General features: G+C 43.8%; 20 protein-coding genes and 1 pseudogene. 10 read left to right on the plus strand and 11 right to left on the minus strand.

Annotated elements, in window-relative coordinates:
• Nucleotides 1-239: 239 nt before the first annotated feature.
• Nucleotides 240-653 carry a DUF4183 domain-containing protein gene (locus AC5V8P_RS09840; protein ID WP_063211236.1) on the minus strand — a complete coding sequence of 138 codons (414 nt, stop codon included), beginning with the start codon at nt 651-653 and terminating at the stop codon, nt 240-242.
• Between the two features lie 485 nt (nt 654-1,138).
• Between AC5V8P_RS09840 and AC5V8P_RS09845 the strand changes: the two genes are divergently transcribed.
• The 3 genes from AC5V8P_RS09845 (at nt 1,139) to AC5V8P_RS09855 (ending at nt 3,347) form a co-directional block, all read left to right on the plus strand.
• Complete coding sequence (locus AC5V8P_RS09845) at nt 1,139-1,747, plus strand: DUF4183 domain-containing protein (protein WP_064796920.1); 609 nt, start codon at nt 1,139-1,141, stop codon at nt 1,745-1,747.
• Between the two features lie 361 nt (nt 1,748-2,108).
• Nucleotides 2,109-2,693, plus strand: coding sequence for a TetR/AcrR family transcriptional regulator (locus AC5V8P_RS09850; RefSeq protein WP_063211232.1), 585 nt, complete (start codon nt 2,109-2,111; stop codon nt 2,691-2,693).
• 72 nt (nt 2,694-2,765) lie between these two features.
• The gene (locus AC5V8P_RS09855) at nt 2,766-3,347 is read left to right on the plus strand and encodes an NAD(P)H-dependent oxidoreductase (protein WP_063211230.1); all 582 of its coding nucleotides are present in this window, start codon (nt 2,766-2,768) and stop codon (nt 3,345-3,347) included.
• Between the two features lie 70 nt (nt 3,348-3,417).
• On the opposite strand, the pseudogene AC5V8P_RS09860 reads toward AC5V8P_RS09855, so the two are convergent.
• Nucleotides 3,418-3,627, minus strand: a pseudogene (locus AC5V8P_RS09860) (P-loop NTPase family protein); the annotation flags it as partial.
• 337 nt (nt 3,628-3,964) lie between these two features.
• Nucleotides 3,965-4,627: a TetR/AcrR family transcriptional regulator gene (locus AC5V8P_RS09865; RefSeq protein WP_064796921.1), complete on the minus strand. Its 663-nt coding sequence runs from the start codon at nt 4,625-4,627 to the stop codon at nt 3,965-3,967.
• A gap of 319 nt (nt 4,628-4,946) precedes the next feature.
• On the opposite strand from AC5V8P_RS09865, the gene AC5V8P_RS09870 reads away from it, so the two are divergent.
• Nucleotides 4,947-6,377 (plus strand): aldehyde dehydrogenase family protein, encoded by a 1,431-nt coding sequence (locus AC5V8P_RS09870; RefSeq protein ID WP_063211226.1) that lies wholly within the window; start codon nt 4,947-4,949, stop codon nt 6,375-6,377.
• A gap of 175 nt (nt 6,378-6,552) precedes the next feature.
• Here the strand turns inward: AC5V8P_RS09870 and AC5V8P_RS09875 are convergent, their stop codons facing one another.
• The gene (locus tag AC5V8P_RS09875) at nt 6,553-6,882 is read right to left on the minus strand and encodes a hypothetical protein (RefSeq protein ID WP_063211224.1); all 330 of its coding nucleotides are present in this window, start codon (nt 6,880-6,882) and stop codon (nt 6,553-6,555) included.
• Between the two features lie 251 nt (nt 6,883-7,133).
• Nucleotides 7,134-8,327: a glycoside hydrolase family 5 protein gene (locus tag AC5V8P_RS09880; protein WP_063211222.1), complete on the minus strand. Its 1,194-nt coding sequence runs from the start codon at nt 8,325-8,327 to the stop codon at nt 7,134-7,136.
• Nucleotides 8,328-8,597: 270 nt separating this feature from the next.
• Here AC5V8P_RS09880 and AC5V8P_RS09885 point away from each other — a divergent pair, with 270 nt between their 5' ends.
• Nucleotides 8,598-9,041 carry a HEAT repeat domain-containing protein gene (locus AC5V8P_RS09885; RefSeq protein ID WP_063211220.1) on the plus strand — a complete coding sequence of 148 codons (444 nt, stop codon included), beginning with the start codon at nt 8,598-8,600 and terminating at the stop codon, nt 9,039-9,041.
• A 508-nt stretch (nt 9,042-9,549) separates the two neighbouring features.
• On the opposite strand, the gene AC5V8P_RS09890 is transcribed toward AC5V8P_RS09885, so the two are convergent.
• The 3 genes from AC5V8P_RS09890 to AC5V8P_RS09900 all read right to left on the minus strand — a co-directional run bounded on the left by AC5V8P_RS09890 (nt 9,550) and on the right by AC5V8P_RS09900 (nt 10,780).
• Nucleotides 9,550-9,726 (minus strand): hypothetical protein, encoded by a 177-nt coding sequence (locus tag AC5V8P_RS09890; protein ID WP_231116843.1) that lies wholly within the window; start codon nt 9,724-9,726, stop codon nt 9,550-9,552.
• A 203-nt stretch (nt 9,727-9,929) separates the two neighbouring features.
• On the minus strand, nt 9,930-10,358 hold the full coding sequence (locus AC5V8P_RS09895) for a MarR family winged helix-turn-helix transcriptional regulator (protein ID WP_231116844.1): 429 nt from the start codon (nt 10,356-10,358) through the stop codon (nt 9,930-9,932).
• A 14-nt stretch (nt 10,359-10,372) separates the two neighbouring features.
• Complete coding sequence (locus tag AC5V8P_RS09900; RefSeq protein ID WP_063211216.1) at nt 10,373-10,780, minus strand: SRPBCC family protein; 408 nt, start codon at nt 10,778-10,780, stop codon at nt 10,373-10,375.
• A gap of 507 nt (nt 10,781-11,287) precedes the next feature.
• On the opposite strand from AC5V8P_RS09900, the gene AC5V8P_RS09905 reads away from it, so the two are divergent.
• The 5 genes from AC5V8P_RS09905 (at nt 11,288) to AC5V8P_RS09925 (ending at nt 17,177) form a co-directional block, all read left to right on the plus strand.
• A complete protein-coding gene (locus AC5V8P_RS09905; protein WP_064796922.1) occupies nt 11,288-13,048 on the plus strand; it encodes a cache domain-containing sensor histidine kinase in 1,761 nt (586 codons plus the stop codon).
• A 2-nt stretch (nt 13,049-13,050) separates the two neighbouring features.
• Nucleotides 13,051-13,851 carry a response regulator gene (locus tag AC5V8P_RS09910; RefSeq protein WP_064796923.1) on the plus strand — a complete coding sequence of 267 codons (801 nt, stop codon included), beginning with the start codon at nt 13,051-13,053 and terminating at the stop codon, nt 13,849-13,851.
• A 139-nt stretch (nt 13,852-13,990) separates the two neighbouring features.
• Complete coding sequence (locus AC5V8P_RS09915; RefSeq protein ID WP_064796924.1) at nt 13,991-15,331, plus strand: extracellular solute-binding protein; 1,341 nt, start codon at nt 13,991-13,993, stop codon at nt 15,329-15,331.
• A 26-nt stretch (nt 15,332-15,357) separates the two neighbouring features.
• Nucleotides 15,358-16,239: a carbohydrate ABC transporter permease gene (locus AC5V8P_RS09920; protein WP_064796925.1), complete on the plus strand. Its 882-nt coding sequence runs from the start codon at nt 15,358-15,360 to the stop codon at nt 16,237-16,239.
• Nucleotides 16,240-16,295: 56 nt separating this feature from the next.
• Nucleotides 16,296-17,177, plus strand: a complete 882-nt coding sequence (locus AC5V8P_RS09925) for a carbohydrate ABC transporter permease (RefSeq protein ID WP_064796926.1) — start codon at nt 16,296-16,298, stop codon at nt 17,175-17,177.
• A 193-nt stretch (nt 17,178-17,370) separates the two neighbouring features.
• On the opposite strand, the gene AC5V8P_RS09930 is transcribed toward AC5V8P_RS09925, so the two are convergent.
• The 3 genes from AC5V8P_RS09930 to AC5V8P_RS09940 all read right to left on the minus strand — a co-directional run.
• Nucleotides 17,371-17,793 (minus strand): hypothetical protein, encoded by a 423-nt coding sequence (locus tag AC5V8P_RS09930; protein ID WP_063211206.1) that lies wholly within the window; start codon nt 17,791-17,793, stop codon nt 17,371-17,373.
• A gap of 378 nt (nt 17,794-18,171) precedes the next feature.
• Nucleotides 18,172-18,867 (minus strand): Imm3 family immunity protein, encoded by a 696-nt coding sequence (locus tag AC5V8P_RS09935; RefSeq protein ID WP_064796927.1) that lies wholly within the window; start codon nt 18,865-18,867, stop codon nt 18,172-18,174.
• 20 nt (nt 18,868-18,887) lie between these two features.
• Nucleotides 18,888-21,657: deaminase domain-containing protein (locus AC5V8P_RS09940; protein ID WP_495473617.1), on the minus strand; the 2,770-nt coding region annotated here is incomplete at its 5' end.

Consider the following 21,657-nt stretch of genomic DNA (forward strand, 5'->3'; position numbering starts at 1 on the left):
TGTTTAATTTGATTCCATTGGTCGTCTCGAATTTCGTATCGTCTTTTCATACGAAAAGTTTACCATTATTGATACTCGAATCATAGTTTTATAGTTTGAAGACACGCTCTAGATTATTGAGAATTTAAAAGACCGATGCAGATATTAACATCTGAATCGGTCTTTTTCTTGCTTATTCGGGGTAGTGTCCAGCATGAATCACCATTCAGTCCAGGTAGGTTCAACATTATTGAAACGCCTTATGTGATAATTGTTACGGTAGGGGCAGAGATGGTAGGCTGGGTTGTGATGGTGGAGGTTGTGCCGCTAAAATCAGATATTTCTATGACAGCGGGGACACCTGGTGTAATATCTACGGAGGCAATGACCAGACTTGCCGTGGTTAAGGTGAATAAGGAGCTCTGCTGAATAACTCCATTAATATAATAATTAGCAGAATCAGTAGCCGTTAATGTTGGCAAAGCAACAACTGGAGTATCGGAGTCATCTACGAAGCTGGCAGCAGGAATAGTTGTTGTTGTTGCTCCGATCATCCCGGCTGTAATTGTTGCAAAAAAACGAGTCACGGCTGGGGTTACAGTCGTGCTTATAGCACCACCCGTTGCTACGGGAGCAGTAGCTACTGCTGTGTACACAGGTTTTATGATTGGCATAGTTCTCATCTCCTTTCTATACTGGTATGAGCCACTAAGTGGCTCTTAATCAATAAATGATTTTTCAACCAATTCGGAAACGGCATATGAACCTTCCTAATTAATAATAGGGTAAATGAAGAAGGCCCTAATTTGCTGCGCCAAAAATGTAAGCGAATACTTGGCATCTGTATGCTACAAATGCCTAAGACTCTAAGGGGAGATGTGCATACAATACATAAGCATGAGAGGAGGGGGATACGGCTGGTATGAGGAGACGTGATGCATCACTAAGGAGGCAGGGAAAGAGGACGATACATTGCAAGATTAACAAATGTAAAAAGTGTAAATCCAGGCATCCATCCAAAGGTAAAATAAAAACAGGGTTGCATGCCCGAAAGCATCCAAAGCTAATTATTATACACCCGCGCTTCAAAAATACTTCTGCCAAGCGGAGGAGGGGATCGGGGCAGACAGAAAAGCAAGGTCTACCGGGTTCAGCAGGAATGCCGGGCGAAGCCGGGGTGACAGGAGCGCCAGGCGTACCGGGAACTGCGGGAGCACCAGGAATACAGGGTCCAGCAGGAATGCAGGGAGCACCCGGAGTGCCCGGTCCAGCTGGAGCTCCAGGTCGTGCAGGCGCACCCGGTTCTTCCGGGGCACAGGGTATACCAGGCCCTCCCGGAGCCCAGGGCATGCCTGGTCCTCCCGGAGCCCAAGGCATACCCGGTCCTTCCGGAGCCCAGGGTGTAACCGGTCCAACGGGAGCCCAAGGTATAACTGGTCCAACCGGTCCGGCACCTGACATCTCCAATATTGAAATTGTCCCTACAGCTGAACGGTATTTTTATTTTACTCCTGACCCGATTGAATCTTCAGTCACGATTATGGCGGATCAATTTTCTGTAGATGGTGTGCAGGGGCCTTCTCAGCGGTTTCATGTCGGAAGCAATAGTTACGCCAATCTGTACATTAATGGCATGTTACAAGAAAGGACATTGTTCAGCTTGACACCTTCATCGCTCATGATTCACCTCGGCGAAGGGGAGACCATTTCTCCCGGTACACCTATTATTGTGGAAATTGTTCAATTTAGTGTGCGCTATAGTGCATGACATCGCTCGTGATCAGTACTTCATGGATTTGTGTTATAGACAGCGCATAGGTCGCCCGTTCGTGGTGAGGCAAACCAGAGGCGGATACAAGCCTCTTGAGACCATGAGTCCTTGCGTCCTCAATTAGTTTACTCCTTTTTATTAACGGTTCAAAACGCCCGCTTTTATTCGGTTACATATATATTTTATAGGAATAAAACGAGGCGATACGCGTATCATTTAACGTATTCATGACCATTCATTTATAAAAACATGATATTTTAGGTTCATTCCAAAGGATTTTTAAATTAAAGCATACAGACAGGATGAATATGCATAAATAAGATTTGCATTTTAGTTAGTAATCACTTACTATTATCCTATGAATAAGAAAACTCATGTAGACAGCAAAAAGAAGGATATTCTGCAGGCAGCGATGTGTTTATTTGCAACCAAAGGAATTGACGGGATTTCGGTCAAAGAAATTGCAGAGGCTGCCGGTGTGACGGATGCCGCCATTTATAAGCATTTTAAGAGTAAAGACGCAATGGCTTTGGAAGTATTCGGACAGTATTGCAATAGCTACACCACCTTAATTGACTTTTATCGTAAGCAGAGTGGGAGCTTTCTCAGTCGTTTCCACCAACTGGTGGATGAAGTGCTGAATATGCATGATGAGGACCAATATGGATTGCTTTTACTGTCACAGCATCATGAGCTGTATGTCGAAGCAAGCCAGAGTCAGAATGTACGTCAGCCGCTGGAGGCGTTGACTGAATTTATCGAACAGGGGATTCAACAAGGTGAACTGCCGAAGCAGGATGCTCAGCTATCCGGCGTGCTCGTGATTGGAGCCATTACACGCTTGTCCGTGTCCAGCCTGGAAGGTGAACTGCCACAGCGGCTAGTTCCATTGGCAGCAGAGATCAAACAACGTTTAACGGCTTTATTAAGTAAAGGTCAGTAGTGGCCTTTTCTTTTGAATATAAAGTTAGTGTTTTCTAACCAAAATTATTATATGGAGTAGGGAGTGGCTTATATGTCTAAAAGAATACTGGTGATTCAGGGGAATCCGATCGCTGACAGTTACGGAGAAGCGCTGGCTCAATCCTATGTAAAAGGAGCGGAAGGTGCGGGGGCTGAGGTTCGTTTGTTGCAGCTGTCCGCATTGGAGTTTAATCCCAATCTATCAGGAGGTTATCGGAATAAGCTGGCGCTAGAGCCTGATTTAATTCAAGCACAGGAATGGATTAAATGGGCAGAACATCTCGTATTTGTCTTTCCGATCTGGTGGGGCAGCTTGCCTGCATTAATGAAGGGATTTATTGACCGTACCTTTATGCCAGGATTTGCGTTTAAATATCAAAAAGGAAAACCCCTGCCTGACAGGCTCTTAAAGGGAAGAACGGCCCGCCTGATCAGCACGATGGATGGTCCGCACTGGTATTACCGACTTTTTCAGGGACAGCCTGGGCACCGGATGATGAAGGATTCCACGTTACATTTATGCGGTGTCAAGCCGGTACGTGCTACGACTATTGACCTCATGAATAAGAGGACAGACCAACAGCGTAACGAGTGGCTGAGCAAGATCGAGCAGCTAGGTCGAAGCATGAGCTAAGTTTTCGCATCACAGTAGCAAACACGCTGATCCATTAACCTATAAGCTTTTGGGAAGCTACAATTTAATTCTGGACTTCGATGTTGGTCTTGTTGATCGAAAGAATGTGGTTCACGCAATTGTCGAGAAACGCCTGGTCGTACGACACCAAAATAAAACAGCACTTGTCGTTCAAATAATCGCTGACCAGCTTCCGAGCATGCAGATTCAGATGGTTGGTCGGCCTGTCAATGAGTAGAAAACGGTTCTTCCTCAAAAACAAGATCGCCAGCAGCAGATTGAGAAGTGTGGTCTGCCCGGACAGGCAACCACTGTCTCTTGTATACTTCAAGTCCAGCACACTTTTCCAAATTCGCCTGTATCCCGTGTATCACTCTTGTAATAGTACAGGGTCATGTACCCTCAGAGATAAGAATGTTTATACACGTGCTCGTAGCAATAATAGGCGTGCTCGTGATACAGTCAGCCGGTTTGGGGACCAGCGTGTTTGTCCTACTTCAAAAGTAACGGCCTGTGACCTACAGTTCCAGTATGAAACATACAGATTCACAGGCCCAGTTCATTTTCATTCATGGTGGTGGCCGTAAGGCCATGGTAGTTTGGGACAGCCCCTTGATTTATAAAGCACGATTGAATTTCTCGACAAAATGTTCAATGACAGGGTGAATTCGTGAGTCGTCCACTAAGGACATCTTTTCCGGTTTAAACAATTGAATTTTTTTTAAATGGTAATAATCATGGAGGACTTGTTGAATGGTTATTTGGTTATAAAGCAAATACTTCACATTCAGGATTTCCCGGAGCAAAATATCGTCTTGAAGTAAAATGAACTTCTCATTAATCGGATTAAAAACCCCCTTGTTCTTCCCATCTTGATAAAATTTAAGGGTCTGCTGTTCCCTTTTATCCAACGCAGTCTTCAAAACATCGTACATATCTGGAAATACCGTTTGTAAATCCTTCAGAAACACATCAGATATTTTACCAACTAACGATACCGATTGTTCAAACAATTGCTGAAACCAAACCCCAAATGATTGATCGTCATCCTCATTGGTACGGTCCTCTAGCTGCTCTATATAGTCAACAAAAATGCGAACGACACCCTCGATGACTTCTTCTTTTGAAGAAAAATTCTTGTACATCGTTGCCCTGCTAACATCCATAAATTTAGCAATATCGTCCATCCTCATTTGTTGAAACCCGTCTTTCATGAGGGACGGAATCAGTTTTTTCAGCAGCTTGTTTTTTACTTTATCTTGCTGATTCTCCATTGACATTTACGCTCCCCCTTTATCTGTTCCTTCTATTATACACGTTTCCAATAGGTTATAAACGAATTATACATTATAGACAATTTATATGTATTTTGTTTACTTAGTTTTTGTTGTGTGCTATCATTCTTTTTAGCAGAGTGCGAAGGGGGCGTCAAAGAATGGGCCAGTAGATCGGGTTGCTATACTGCACTTACGGTAGCAATTCTGTTTTTATATGAGGTTTTGTGGGAAAGGATATTGTTTCACTTCACCTCTATGCTGTATATGCCGATTCTGGGTTCGAGAATAGTACATTCTAAATGAATTCAAAGGAGTTTTTTAAATGAGAACAATTAATCGAATTTATATTAACGGGGAATTTGTAAAGCCTTATGGCACAGAGGTACAAGAACTTATTAATCCTTCAACTAGAGAAATCATCGGACGTGTTACTTTAGGGAACGAAGAGGATGCCAAACGAGCAATCGCGGCAGCAATGAAAGCATTCAAGACTTTCTCACGAACTTCAGTGGAGGAGCGCAGTCAAATGCTGCAAAGACTGCATGACGCGGTGATGACAAAATTAGAAGTAATGATGGAGGCTAACATCAATGAATATGGTGCTCCGAAGCCCGCTGCCATTGGCCGAGTCAAACTGGCAGCTACAAATTTTTTGGACACGAAAGAAGCACTTGAGGAATTCAATTTCGTTAAGTATATCGGGAAAGCGAAAGTAGTAGCAGAGCCAATTGGAGTTATTGGAATTATTACCCCCTGGAATGCAACCTATTCTCAGATTACTGCAAAGCTAGCTTCTGCCATAGCTGCTGGCTGTCCAGTGGTAATCAAGCCAAGTGAACTTAGCGCGATTCAGGCACATCTGATTACTGAATGTTTCCATGAGGCTGATATTCCAGCTGGTGTTATCAATGTAGTTCATGGTCTTGGCCAAACGGTTGGATTCGAACTGACCCGCAATCCGGATATTGCAATGATCACCTTCACTGGTTCCACTCGAACAGGAAAGGAAATTCGGCGAGGTGCTGTAGATTCGATGAAGCGGGTCACGCTGGAACTGGGCGGCAAATCGCCGAACATCATCTTAGATGATGCTGATTTTTCCACGGCAATTCCGACCGCAGTAAGACAGTGTTATAACAATAATGGGCAAGCCTGCGTTGCAGGGACCCGCCTTTTGGTCCCCAAGCAACGGCTGGAAGAAGTGAAACAGGTAGCTAAAGAAACTGTGGAACGCATCAAAGTCGGCAATCCCTGGGAAGAAGGCACTGAACTTGGTCCAATCGTAACAGAGAAGCAATACAATCAGGTTCAGCGATATATTCAGTCTGGTATTGATGAGGGTGCTGAACTGGTCATTGGAGGTGTAGGGCATCCAGAGGGGTTGGAACAAGGATATTTTGTTAAACCAACAGTTTTCGCTCAGGTGACAGAAGACATGACGATCGCCAAGGAAGAAATCTTTGGTCCCGTCTTATCGATTTTAACTTACGAGACGGAAGAGGAAGCCATCGAAATGGCTAACAATACAGAGTATGGCCTCGGTGCCTACGTCAGTTCCTCGGACATTAAAAAAGCCAATGAAGTGGCAGCCCAAATTGCTGCTGGTGTTGTACTCATTAACGGAGCAGGTTTTGAAATGAAGGCACCGTTCGGGGGATTCAAGCAATCGGGTATCGGCAGAGAATACGGATTACATGGACTGGAGGAATGTTTGGAGACGAAAACCATAACAGGCTATGACTCGGCCCAATAATCAAACACAGTGCTGATCCTTTCCTCCTTAACAGCTCGGCATCAGCTCACTTCGCTGATCCTCGAACGGCGAATGTAGCGAAAAGGCTAGATTGACTTCAAAAATAAAAACACCGCAAGGGGGGCAACTAGCTCGTATTGCGGTGTTTGGAATCACTCATGTTTTCCAATCCACGTTATATAAATATGGATGCAACGATTAAAACAAATCCGATCACTAGACCGGCAGGGCCCCAATAGTGCATGGGGATAAAAAACAAACTGTGTTGAGTTCCCATCCGATAGCGTTGCCCTGTTTCCATATCAACTAGCACTTTGTCTGAGTCGGCGTTGAGTGCTTTTCCCAAATGCCAGATAATAACTCCTGACACAATGAACACAAAAGCCATCGGCAGTCTTGAATCTATAGAGTCAAGCCCTAGAGCGGATACTAAACTCCCGACAATAAAAAATAAAATTGCTGGAATAATGACGTTTAAAATACCGAAACCCTTCCAAATAATCACTTGCAAACTTCCTTTCTGACTAGTTTACGTTCATGGTGCGTCCTGCGTCGAAATAATTTTCAAATCCAACATATGTATTTATCGGTTAAAAGAGAGATTTAGTTTACAAAATGCCCCATTCAATGTGGGATTTACAATGTGTAAAACTGGAAGAACAAAAAAACCGTTTCTCCACCTCTTCATAGTCTCAGCATAATCTGACCTGAAGGAGGAAAATCGGCTTTTTGAATAAACAAAGTAAAGTCCTGTGCCTATTCGGCGGCTGCTTTTGCTTGCTCTGCTATGAAATGAACAGGCTTCATAATCCGGCTCAGCATGTCCTGTTTCGGACGATTCCAGGTAGTCCAGTCATCCAGCAGTAGACCGCCTGTGTCGCCGCTATTCGGATTGAGGGACCAATACGTGAAGTACAGGTTGTTGGCACCGATATAGTCAACAAGCGCATTTTGCCATTTCCCCTCAGGGGACGACAAATCAACATTGCGGCCGCCGAATTCACCGACCAGCACTGGGGCAATGTTTTGCTTGCTGATGTAGCCCCAGGTTTGATCCCAGATCGCTGGCAGGTTGGATGGGAAGGTCGAGTCGTTGAACCATGGCTGTGAAGACACACCAGGGCCGTAGTCATGTGGAGAATAGACGACACGGTTCGGTACGTCCAGAACGACAGGATAATTAGCTACACCTGTCAAGTTGCCGCCCCACCAGTATTGGCTGTTGTTGCCTTTGACATTGTGATCCACACCTTCTACGAGAATCAGCCAATTCGGATTCACGGACAGAATGGCATTCCCTGCACGCTGCGCCGCAAGACGCCAGTCTGTGGAGACATCGCCTGTCCCCCAGCTTGCCTGACCGTGTGGCTCGTTGTGTAAATCTGCACCAATAACGGTAGGATTGTTTTTATATCGTTCGGCCAACATCTTCCAGTCACTAATCCAGCGGGACTCAGGGTACTGGGAGGTATACCAGAGCTCCGATTGTCCACCTGAGTCTGGACGATGACGGTCAAGGATAATCTGGATACCGCGTTGTCCAGCTTTTTCGATCAGCTTGTCCATAATTTGAATCGGGGTCAATCCGACCAGATCAGGATTTTTGTAGTAATCAATACTGTCCGCACGGGAACTGGAATCGAATAGCTGATTGCTATAAGGCAGACGGATGAGATTATAGCCTTCCTTCTTCACCTGATCCAGCATGTCGTCCATTGAGCGGCTCCACAGACCATGCAAGGTGTAATTGGGAGTTTCCAGACCGAACCAGTTCAGACCGTTAAATGCAGCTTCTTTTCCGGACTCATCTACAATCTTGTTTCCTTGAGTGTGGTAATATCCTTTCACACTGGCTGCATCTGCTGAAGGGGGACTGTAGCTATACAGCGTAAAGCCCATAACGAGGGAGGCAATGACGAAAAATGTTTTTTTCAACCCTTTTTTCTTCATGATTCTGCTTCCTCCTTGATTCAAATTTAATTGTAATCGATTACATTTTCATTTTATGTTCAAATCTTCCATCAGACAAGTTCATAAAATTCGTATATTTTTAAGATTTTGTTCGAATTCATTAGATTTTTAACAACGGAAGGTTAAGTTTTCCCCTACACATTTCATGATAATCTTTTTTAGAAGAAGACCTGCAAGTATGTTATATTTAACAAACGGCAATCGTGATGAACAGATATATAGTGATTTTTAGAAAAGGATGAGATTATTTTGGAAAACAATGAAACGCAACAGGAATTTACAGAAGTATATGAGCAGCTTAAAGTAGCTGCAAACCGCACCTCCGATTGGAAAACGCGTCTAGCTGCGGTGAATGAACTAGGGGCATGGAAAAACCAGCAGACGATTGACTTGCTGACACACCGTTTGAACAATGATACAGTATATGCTGTGCAGGAAGCCGCTTACCGCACACTTCAGGAATGGGGCGAGAATGTACAGCCGCCTGTGCGCAAAGAGGGTGAGCTTGTTAAGGGGTTGACGAAGATCCTGGTGCGGATTAAAAAAAGTCTGCCAGCCGACCATACCTATAACGATTTTCGCGAGAAGCTGCGTAAGATGAGAGTCGATATTTATGATATCTATGAAGGCAACAAGGGTACTGAATTCGATCAGTGGCTGGAGCAAAAATGGGCTTCGTTATCGACAAGATAATGCCTGAATCCTGCTATTGATGTACTTCTGAGGACTGCTATTGGTCATGCAAATCAAGCCTTAACAAGGATAAGGATATATCTTTGTTAAGGCTTTTTTAATATTCGGAAGAAAAAAATGAGAAACAAACTATACATAAACTTGGAGGAGCATCGGGGGTAGCTCTATCAAGTGTCAGCAGAAAATAAAGTATTAGACTAGATTTCTTTATTTCACGCGTTTTTTCGAATTGTAACACCGCCAGACTCCATAAAATAAGTGTTAGACTGACTTAGAAATTGAAACAGCGACAGCTAAGAACGAGAAAATAAAGTCCTAGACTGTCGCTGTTTCATTGAACTAACGTTCCTACGATAGCTTAATGATCTGTGTGTTTATAGCTTGCCCTGTCTAATCCAGGACCAAATTCGGTAAGATCCAAATAAGGCCATAAAAAGTACAAAATGATACCGGTAATCCAAATACCGAATCGGTTTATCTATTAGTTTACAGGACAAGTTATCTAACGCTATTTTGTGAAATAATGTCCTTGCTCCAGATCTGCGAGAAGTCCATCTTGGACAGGCTTCCGGCCGAGCAACTCCTTCGTCCCATCACTTGATCTTGCTAAGTCAAGTGACGCGACCATGCCTAGAAAACTGAAAATCGCATGTGCCTCTTCACGCGGGATGCTGACTACAGGCACATCCAGGTGACAACCGATGACGCCGGCAATGTCGCTGAACGGGAATGCCTTCGTCGTTCACGCCATCCAGTCGTGAGCCTGCAGGAGCAGTATATAAAGAACTCGGGCTCATCGAATAAATAAAAGGTAAATATTTAAAAAGGACAGGAATACTCGAAAGTATCCTGCTCCTTTTGCTGCAGCATTATGTTTTTAAAATATAATCATTTAACCAATTTTCGTAGAGAATCTTTAAACTGTGCCAATTCAGGCCCTAATGTCCCAAAGAACTCTAAATCTATAGATTCAACAATGGGTACAGCTTTACTGATAATTTCTACACCTTTTTGGACAATTTCAATGGAATTGGCCCTTGAATCTATAGGACTTTGCTTTCTACTTACAAGTCCATTTTTTTCAAGTGTACGGAGCATTTGTGAAACTGTCATTACATCAATTTCAGAAACACTCGATATTTTGGCCTGCGTTATATGTTTTTCAAATTGACTTAAATAATTAAGAGTACTCAACACAACAAACTGAGGATGGGTTATTCCTAAATTGCTTAATGCTGACTTTATTCTGCCATGCCACTTATTATATGTTTTAACAAACAGCAATCCAGTTGATTCATCAGCATTGTTCTTAAACATGGAGTTAAATTCCATTAAGCTTCAACTACTTCTTTAAATTTCCACAATACTTTTGGGAAATCCGAAAAAATTTGAGTCAAAACATTTAATGCAATTTCATTATCCTCATCAGAAGAAATTGAATGTTTTACAAATAGTTGTCCGTCTTCTTCGGTGATATCATGGCAAAAATAAAATGTACCTGCGTCTGGGATAGTATACTTATCGTGATAGACTTCGTTTTCAACTATCTTTGATAAAACAAATTCCATTGCTGGCATGTCCTTCAATTTCATTCGCCCAGTAGTGCCATTTTTTATTTCCCCATCAAATTGAAGCTCTTCTAAGTCTTCCTCCCATAAAGCACGTTTTTCTTTGTCAATATAGTGTTCCCAAATTTTCTCTCTTGGTGCATTAAAAGCAATCTTAATCCCAATTTTCATTATCACAACTCCTTTATAAGTTCACTTATTATATGTATACTTATAATAATGCATCATCCAAGTAATGTCAATAAAAAAGGGTGCAGATAATCACCCAGTTATGTTATGTAACGCTGAATTGGATGCTGACATACAGGAAGCTGCTGAATGAAGATCCACAGCAAGCTGAGGCTATGATGGCGGAATTACGTCTTAGAATTAACATCTAACCGTATAATAGTGAAAAAGCTCTTGGGACGTAAATTCCGTCACAAGGAGCTTTTTGCGGCTCACAAATAATAACCATCGTATAGTTCAAGCCATGGCTGCTCGTTAGCTTAAGGACGCATCGGAAGTCTAATACTTTATTTTCCCAATACATCAAGCGAAATAATTCCAAGGAGAGCTGTCTGTTTGATCAAACTCTGCTAAAAATATGCCAACAAAGGAGAACGATGCGCTAGAATAGAAAAATAGAAAGCGTTATCATTATCTACTTTTCTGCGATGATTCAGGGGGAGACGGCATATGCGTTCAAGGTTTCAACCATTAAACACGTTACGTAATCAAATTTTTATCGGCTTTATATTGGTGATGCTCATTATGATGAGTGTGGCGGGGGCGTTCATTTACCTAAATGTCTCTCACCTGTTAAAAGACAGCGCAGAGCGGCACATTGGTCAGACCGCAGTACAAGCAAGCGGCAGGCTGGATGCTTTAATCGGTCAGATGGACAGCCTGACCGAACAGGTGGCGAATCACCCGTCTGTTCAGCATATTTTGCTGGAGGAACGAAATGGGAGTCAGGTGACTTTCGAACAGCGCCAATCGCTACTGCAAGTGATGCATAGCTATCAGGCTTACATGCCGAGTGTTGGTTCATTGGAGCTGTACACCGCCGAAGGGAAGATGTTGTTTCCAATTCGAGAGGGCAGTCTGGAGGATCGGATCGGACAGGCGGACATCCGGGAGGCAAATCAAATGAAAGGCAGGCTGGTCTGGATCGGCATAGATCCTGAGGACCCTCGGTCACTGCTGGCGATTCGGCAGGTGAGCCTGGTGGATCGCTGGTTTTCACGCGGCGGATATCTGATTACCCGCATGGAACGAAGTTATTTTGGGCTGAATGGTTCTCCAGCAACTAATGAAGAAGCGAATGAAACCATGCTGCTTATAGATCGCCGAGGGCAGCTGCTGTCGGGTGAGCCTATGGATCGAACCAATTTATTAGATATTCTGCACAGCAAGACACAGACGGTTCATATTGGGGAACGGGAATATGTCAAGGCGGTTCAGCAGTCAGAGCGGACAGGCTGGTCGCTGCTGATCCTGATTCCGGTTAGCGTCGTCACAGACGGAATTACAGTTTTACGGACGACACTTATTATTTCCGCGTCTCTAGGGGCCGTATTATTCCTGTTCATGTCCTTTATGCTGTCCACGTTGATCACAAGACCGATAGGTCAGTTGATTCAGGCGATGCGCCGTTCACGGGAAGGGGCGTTAGTCTTGAATCCAGAACCTGCAGCAGCAGTTGAATTACGGGAATTAAACGCAGAGTACAACACGATGATTGTTGATATCAATGATCTGATCCGCGTCATTTGTGAAAAGGAGGCTTTGCAAAGCCAAACCGAGCTTAAAGCACTGCAGGCGCAGATTAATCCGCATTTTCTTTTTAATACACTGGATGCTTTTAACTGGTCGCTACAGGAGAAGGGGGAAGAGGAGCTTGCCGGGCTGATGGTGTCCATGTCGCGGCTGTTTCGTTATGTGATCGATCCGGCTCATCATGACGCTTGGGTGACACTAGGGGAAGAAATGGCACAAGTCCGTCGTTATCTGGAACTGATGGAGATGCGTCTGGGTGAACGCCTGAGCTGGCAAATTCATATGCCGTCAGAGGCGGCGAGAATTCCGCTTCCAAAACTGTTGATCCAGCCGATTCTTGAAAATGCAATCTTACATGGCGTCGAAAATCGTATCGGCAACGGCCGGGTTGAGATTCGAGTCACTCCTTCGGAGAGATTGGGTTGGATCAAAATTGAGGTTATAGATAACGGACCAGGAATGACACAGGAGGAACTCGCAGCTGTGCGTTCAGCGTTGATGGAGGGGGCTGCCTGCCAGAGCAAGGGAACCGGTATGGGGCTGGTTAATGTGCAGCGTCGGCTTGCTCTCTACTATGACAGCGCAGCTTATCGAACAGACGGCGTGCTGATCCATAGTGCTGTGCAGGAAGGAACAGTGGTTACTTTTGAAATTCCTGATGAATACGGAGGGCGATAGGCATGAGCATTTCATCCAAGACCATCGTCATTGTAGATGATGAACAAAGAACACGTCAGGGGATACATCAAACACTGGAGCAGTGGGCCGCCGGGAAATACCGGATTATGACATCAGGTAATGGCCTGGAGGCATCACATATGCTGCAAGCAGAGAAGGTGCATCTGCTGATTACAGATGTCCGGTTGCCGGAATTCAGCGGGCTGGATTTAATCCGTTCTCTGGAACGGGATTCACATCGACCAGCGATCATTGTGATCTCGGGATATGCGGAGTTTGATTATGTCCAGCAGGCGCTTCGTCTCGGAGCCGTTAATTATTTGCTCAAGCCGATTGATAAGCAGGAGCTGCTGAATGCGGTGAATGAAGCGCTGCAGCTGGAAGAGGAACGGCAGCGGTACAAGAAGCTGGACAAGCTGGCTGACCCTGTTCTGCTGGAGCTTGACCTCCAAACAGCTACGCTTAGTGATCCGGTACGGCAAGCCTTTGCCTATATGGCGGAGCATCTTCACGAGCCCATTACGATGGCGCAGACTGCGGCGCATTCACACCTGAATGCGAGCTATTTTAGTGTTTTGTTTAAGGAGCAAAGTGGTTTGTCCTTTAGCGAATATCTGCACCGGCTGCGGATTCAACGGGCTAAAGAGCTGCTACTGCATACTCAGCTAACAATTGCCCAAATCGGCGAGCGCTCAGGCTACCGGACAGATAAATATTTTACTAAAGTATTCAAAGCGACCGAGGGAGTCAGTCCCAGCCGGTATAGACAGCAGATGCGTACAGGACCGGAAAATATCGATTGACAGTAGAGGCTGCTCACAATCCAATAAAAGTGGAATTATACCCAATGAGCGTACCCTGTTGGAAGCAGAAATAGAGTGCTAAACTTACAAATGATAACGGTTACAAAAAATATAAATTACAACAAACGGAGGTCTAACGATGTCCAATAAGTCTTTTTTGCGTAAGCGCTCTCACCGAAAATGGGTTGCTGGGTTGACCCTGCTGCTGTCATTCATGCTAGTGCTGTCCGGTTGTGGTGGTAAGGATGGTCAAGATGGTTCCAGCGGAGCAGGAGGAAAGGTTACACTCAAAATGATGCACCTGTGGCCAGAGGGAAGCTCGGCACAGCAGAGCAAGCTTGTGACTCAGATTATAGATCAATACGAAAAGGATCATCCGAATGTCGTCATTCAGCAGGAAGTGCTGGAAAATGAACAATATAAAAACAAACTCAAAGTGCTGTCAGCTTCCAATGAATTACCGGATATCGGCATCACCTGGGCAGCGGGCTTTATGGAGCCTTACGTTAAAGGTGGATTATTTACGCCGATGGATGACCTGTTGCAAGGTTCCAAGCTGAAGGACAAATTCGTACCAGGAACGACCGAAGCGTATGCGCTGAACGGCAAAACATATGCGCTTCCAATCGAATTGAACATAACACCCATTTATTACAACAAAGCCATATTCCAAAAATACAACTTGAAGGTACCTACGACATTCGACGAATTTAAACAGGTGGTGAAGACACTTGTAGATCACGGAGTTGCACCGATTGCATTGGGCAATAAAGACCGCTGGACGGGTTCGCTTTGGTACATGTATCTGGCAGACCGTATAGCAGGCAGCGAAACGCTGAAAAAAGCAATTGACGGCTCAGGCTCGTTCGATGACCCTGGTTTAATCCAGGCGGCCTCCGAAATCCAGACCCTGGTGGATATGAATGCCTTTAACAAAGGATTCAACGGCTTGTCCAATGATGAAGGAAAATCCGAGTTTATGAACGACAAAGCGGCGATGTATTTGATGGCTACTTGGGAGCTGCCGAATTTTACGACTAATCCCGAAATCCCGCAAGCGTTTAAAGATCAAGTCGGCTTCTTTAAATTCCCGATGGTTGCAGGCGGCAAGGGCAACGAGAACAGTTGGGTAGGAGGCCCGGGAGTCGGCTTGTTCGTTTCGGAAAATTCTAAAGTGAAAGAAGAAGCCAAAGCATTCGTTGAATACTTCGTAGAAAAATGGGGAGAGCAATCGGTCACACAGGCGGGCGTTATTCCGGCAACGAAGGTGGACACTTCCAAAGAAAAATTGCCCAAGCTTTATGTCGATCTGTTGAATGGGCTGAACCAAGCCAGCAACATTACATTGTTCGCCGATGTACAGATGAAGCCGAATGCAGCGCAGGTGCATTTGAACATGATTCAGGCATTGTTTGGTAAAGCGGTGACACCGCAGCAATTTGCCGACCAGCATAAGGCTGCCATCGAGAAAGGAAATTGAAATTGACCACCTAAGGAGGTCTGACCGTGGATAAGGTCATGTCTAATAAGCTCGTCATCGCTCTCTATGTGTTGCCTTCCCTGCTGCTGTTATTTGCCGTGATTTATGTGCCCATCGTACTGACCGGCTATTACGGTCTGAATCAGTGGAATGGAATCGGCGCTATGACTTTCGTAGGGCTGGATAACTACCAACATTTGTTCACAGACAAAGCGTTCTGGCAAAGTGCCTGGCATTCGCTGCTATTAGCCTTGTTTTCAGGCATTAGCTTGATCGGTTATCTGGTCGTTGCAATGATTTTGTCAGGAAAAATCAAGGGAGCGAACCTGCTGCGGAAAATTTATTTGATTCCCATGCTGCTGTCCTCTGTAGCAATCGCTCAATTGTGGCTCAAAATGTATCATCCGACCAACGGCGTGCTGAATTCTTTGCTGGCGTCAGTCGGAGTTCACAACCCGCCCGAGTGGTTAGCTAATCCGTCGCTGGTGCTGCTCGCCTTATTCATCCCGATTATTTGGCAATATGCGGGCTTTTATATCCTGATCTATTATGCTGGGCTGAAAAACATTCCCGAAACGCTGATGGAGGCTGCCCGCATCGACGGAGCCAGTGCCTGGCAGATTGCGACGCGTATCAAATTGCCTCTGCTGCGCGAGGTGATTAACGTGACGATCATATTGTCGATTGTTGGCTCGCTCAAATATTTTGACCTGATCTACGTCATGACGGACGGTGGGCCGAACGGCGCCAGTGAAGTGATGGCTTCGTACATGTACCACCAGGCGTTCCGCAGCTTTGATTTCGGATATGGCAGCGCTACAGCCTTTGCTCTGCTGCTCATCTGCCTGATTGCTACGTGGGTGATTCGTAAGGTGACCGCTACTAGTGATACCATCCAGTATTCATAGAACACTCATGCCATTAGATCAGGGGTAACAGAGGACAGAAAGAGGGAGGAACGGATATGAAAACCCAGGCAGCCGCCAACTATCCGCTTGGAGTCGCTACCCGCGGCAAAATGTTAACTCGGGTCGGTTATGCCGCGTTGTATATCATTTTAATCATCTTGGCGGTGACACAGCTTTTGCCACTAGTGTGGCTGATGCTATTCTCGCTTAAAAATAATCAGGAAGTGTTTAACCTTCCACCGTTTGCACTCCCGTCCCAGCCGCATTGGGAAAACTATATGAACGTGTGGACCAGCGGCAATATCGGACGGTATTTCTTCAATAGTGTGTGGATCACAGTCATATCTGTGGTGCTAACGGTGCTGCTGGCCAGCTTTGTTACGTTTGCCATTACACGTATGCGGTGGAAAGGGAGTCAGCTGGTCCTCGGGCTTTTTATGGTCGGACTCATGATTCCGGTCCATTCGACCTTGATCCCGCTATTCAGTATGTTTCTCAAACTGCATCTAACAGACACTTCGGTATCCATCATCCTGTCGTATGTCGCTTTTAATCTACCGACAACAATGATGATCTTGCTGGGCTTCTATTACGCCCTGCCCCGTGAAGTGGAAGAGGCGGCCGTTATGGATGGTTGCTCCGTCAACCGGATGTTCTTCCGCATTGTACTGCCTATGACCACCCCCGTCATGGCAACGACGTCTATTATTAACATGATCTACAACTGGAATGAGTTTATTTTCGTCAATACGTTTATTAGCTCGGACGAAAACAAAACACTGACCGTCGGCGTTCAGAACTTTATCGGACAATATACGACCGACTGGGGCGCAATCGGAGCCACGTTGATGATCAGCATTTTGCCCATTTTGCTCGTGTTCCTCATCATGAGTGACCGGATTGTGGAAGGGATCGCAGCTGGGTCGGTTAAGGGGTAAAGGAAATTCGCCTGATTAGAAGAGCACCCCCTAGTGTAGACATTGGAACGAACCTCTTGGTTTGTCCGATGAATGCTAGAGGGTGCATTTTTGTTGAGTTTAGTTGAGTTGAAGGAAAATGAAGTAGAAAACCCATAATGTTAAGCCTTTTCAGAAAAATTATCCGAATTTATCGACAAACTATTGACATGGCTTATTTGAATCTTTCTAAACTATGATATGGATTCGAAATATTTCCACCAACTTCATCAATTGTTTCTATAATTTCTTTTAAAATTAATTCGTATATATCCTTATCTTGATTTATTGAATCTTTAATTTTTTGAAAGCAATTTTTTAGTCCGAGGTTTACAACAATTGAAAGAATGATATCTACATCATCATAAGAGTCAGTATTCCACAACCTGTGAAGCACCTTATCTATACTATTTCTTACTTCGATTTCCAATAATTCGTAGGTCATAACTTGTCTATCTGTTAATTGACTAAGAATTAATAAAAAATCCTTTTTCTCAATTTTACCAGTATCAAATTCATTCAATACGTATTGAAACATCAACGCTAATGTTTCTGTTGGTAATAGATAGGGTAAATTCTCAATTTCTTTATGATCCATTTTTATTCCTCTTTATTAGGATGTGGAACTTCATTTAAGGATTAATTTTTTAGTCCAAGTTCATCTTTTTTTAATTGTTGATTCCCTATTTTTGTTTAAAATAAGGAAAAAATTCCCATTTTTTTGATAAAATCGTTTGCGTAACGCTTCGAGAAACCAATCTGACATTTCGTATCTCTCTCCCATGTGTTAAGAGAGAGGAATGGAAATTTATCGTTGTCTGCAGACAAGCTGGACTATTTTACTTTTTTGTCTTAGATTTCGATTGTACCAAAAAAGCTCGTTCCTACTTTTAAGATTCAAGTTGGAATAAGCTTCGTGAAATTTCGTTTAGTTATGGGGAAATTTCAATGGATTTTTAAAAGAGTTATTCCACTATTAGGAAAGTCGACTTAATACTTTTTTAATTCGCATTTCTAGTTCTAATTTTTCTTTTTCTAGCAATTGTTCTTCAAAAATATCTGCTATGTTAAACTGCTGTAATTCTTGTTTAATTAGTTTTAATCCATCGATCTTTGGTAGTCTTTGGTTTAATAAGTTTTCAGCTAGTGTGGTATACACGATTACTTTTTCACTTAATGTATTTTTACAATCACGTTCAAATCGCTGAAATACACTAGAAAAAATTTCATCGGGCAAGACATTCTCTTCGTAAATTTGGTTAAAGAAAACATTAACTTCATTTGTCAATTCACCGTAATACCAACATACTCTTGGATAATAGTCTAACATCTTATTTTCCAACTCTTGTAATACAAAATTCTTACGATTAAATAAGTCACTGTATTGCTCAGTGGTTAATTTTTGTTCTTGCTCAATTAAATTAAAATTCAGTTCAGATAATCTTTTGCTTAAATTATTTTTAACAGTATACAAAACTCTTGGAAGAGTTAATAATATCTCCCCGTAAACGACATTAATTAAAGCCTTATCTGTTTCACTTCTATTCATCAATCCTTCAAAATCATAGAATGTTCTTGCAATTGCTTCTTTACTACTCATCATTTCCTCGTTTTTATAATCCTGGTAATTCTCAAGAATACTATCAATTAACTCATCATAATTCCAAGCCATTTCTTAACCACCTTATTCAATTATTTAGGGTTAATAGTTATGTTATTATTATGGATAACCTCAATTTTAACGTTAGGATATTCTTTGTCAAATTGTTGGATGATTTCGTTACAACTTCCACATGTATCTTTTTCAGTGAAGAGTTTGATATTTCCTGATGCATTGTGGTTATCACCTAATCGATCTGCTACATCATTTAAAATTTTATACTCTGTATCCCCATCTCTCATATATATATTTCCTTCTGCATCTGGAGCTTCAGTTGCCTTGAATTTTGGATTGTCGGGTTTGAAAGAGAACTCTTCAGTTCCAGGTATTTTTTTAGCAGAGCTATGAATTTTACTATGGGCATAAAAGTCTTCCTTCTTAACCCCGGACACCTTCACTTCTGCATATGCGAAGTTACCTGTTTCTTTGTATTTGTTTGACAATCGACCTCTAGCCTTCGCGACCTCATCAATAAAATGTTGATCCATTACAGAATCGATTCGGCTAGTTGGAAATCTGTTTACTGTTCCCTGAGCAACACCGCCTGGCTTCTCAACTTTATTAGGTTTTGAATTTGAAGGGTGGGGTGACTCTGTTTTTTCGTTTATAATTTTAGGTCTTGGATAAACCGGTTCTTTAACTGGCGGATTTAGTATAGTTTTCGGCTTGAAAAATGAACCGGCTCCCTCAACGATCGCTGCTACACTAATGATATTGGACAAATGGTCTGGTGACAAAGGGTCTTCAGGTGTCAAAGCTCCGCGTATAGCTTCTGTTATTCCAAATGTAGCAAAATTGATTGCGTCACTACCAGAGTTACCTTGATTACGTGCGCGCTCCATATAGGCTTGATACAATCCTTTAGGTATACCAAATGACCAATAATCTAAAAATTCACCAATGGAGTTTAATTGATTTTGAGACCTTACGTTATTAGCCTGCTCTATGCCTTTGTATAATTCAGCTAGGCTGTTTGCTGTTTTTTGAGAAGCATGTGCCTGCTCCATGGCTAATTGACTTTTTATCATCGCGCTGCTACCTGTATAATCCAGGTAACGATCCCACCAAGACTTAGGCTTCTCAGCTTGTTGTTTAGGCTGTTGCTGTGCCATGCGACTGTCGTAATCGGCTCTCCAGCGTTTTCTTACTTCTTCCGGAACCTGCTGATACGCATGAACCATGGCATTCGATTCTTTAAGCAGGTTCTGTACTAGTTCCAATGTGCCGCCGGAATGCGCTATATGACGGGCGCTCGTAAACACTTTCCCAAGAATCCATTTGCTATAATAGGCTTGTTTAGCTTTCTCATGCTCGTGTATACTAATCAACCCTTGCGTGGCCAAACCCGCCAAGTATTTTAACGGATGAATACCGTTCCCCTTACCGCCTCCAACGATAGGGGTTCCTTTGCTACGAACAGGGATCGCTGCGGTTGCTTTCAGAATCAAACCCGCTGCAGGTCCACTTAGCGCTCCTACAACAACGCCAGCCACTTTCCCCATTACCGGAATGGAGCCTAATAGCTTGGATACTGTCCCCATCATGGCATTCGCTTGTTGAAGCTTTGCTGGACTGGTGACTTTTGCTTTAGGAGGAGAGGCTTGGCTGCTTGATGATGTCTTAGCTGCTGATGGAGCTTGCGCCGCCTGATATGCTTTGATGCTCATCAATGGAGGTTCTGGAACAGGAGGGAGGTCAGCTACGAAAACTGGAGCTTTTACCGTACCTTCTTGATAAATCACTGGGGCTTTGGTGTCTGTCTCACCATCCAATACCATGCTGCTGGCTCCACCTTTTAAGTATAGCGCCGTTCCAGCTTCCAGTGAAAGTTCCTGTCCAGCAACAAGCTTCACGTGACCACCTTGAATTTGCACATTCCCGGGACTGTCAATCGTAATTCCATTACTTTCATTCAGTGTTATGGAAAATTCACCGGAGGTGGATAGGTTCAGTTCATGCTCAGACATTTCGACACCACTACCTTGCACATGTTGCCATACCTTTACATTTGGCTGTCCATTTGTGTGGCGTTGTTGTCGCAGCGAATCAGTGACATAGGCATCCTGTTCGCGGTGTGTGGGCAGATACAATTCCACCTGTTCCCCGATCTCAGGCATATCGTACCAGCCACTGTGTTCTTCGGCGACATAACGGGTAGACACCGGAAACCAGCAGGCTTTGACAGGATCTTGTTTCGGATCGATGTCCAGTTGAAGCTGTACAAAATCCTGCTGTACCTTCAGCACCGTTCCTGTCAGCGAAATTCCAGTAGCCTGATCGTTTTCATACCGTGCATAGCGGATATCTTGTTCGGCTTGAAGATCGTAACGGGTACGCAGTAAGCCATCTGCTAAGGTTGTCACGGCTCGAACCACGACCAGTTCTTTTCCTTGCCCGATAGGTAACGTGATGAGGTCGCCCAACGCATAGTATTGCAGGCTTTCGATCATATAGGTGATATATGAGCCAGCACGTTCTCTCAGCTTTTCCGCATCCCGTTCATGAAACGTTTTTCGTACACGATAAAATACATCCCGTTCTACCTTATGCTGCTTGCCTTCGGGCATCCCGAAGAAAACCTTGGGCGAAGCTGCGGTTACCTCTGGCACAAGTACGGAACCAAAGCGAGAAGCGAGGCGTTTTAAAAACGCCCAATCAGTTTCCTCATATTGTAAAACAAATGTCTCTAGTTTGGCATAGTGGCTTACCGTATCAATGGCATCTCCGTACTGATATTTTCGAACCAGCGTAGTGACCAGATCATCATAAGTACGGTGAATATCTTGATAGGAGCGTCTTTTA

It is taken from the genome of Paenibacillus sp. N119s (assembly GCF_059447605.1).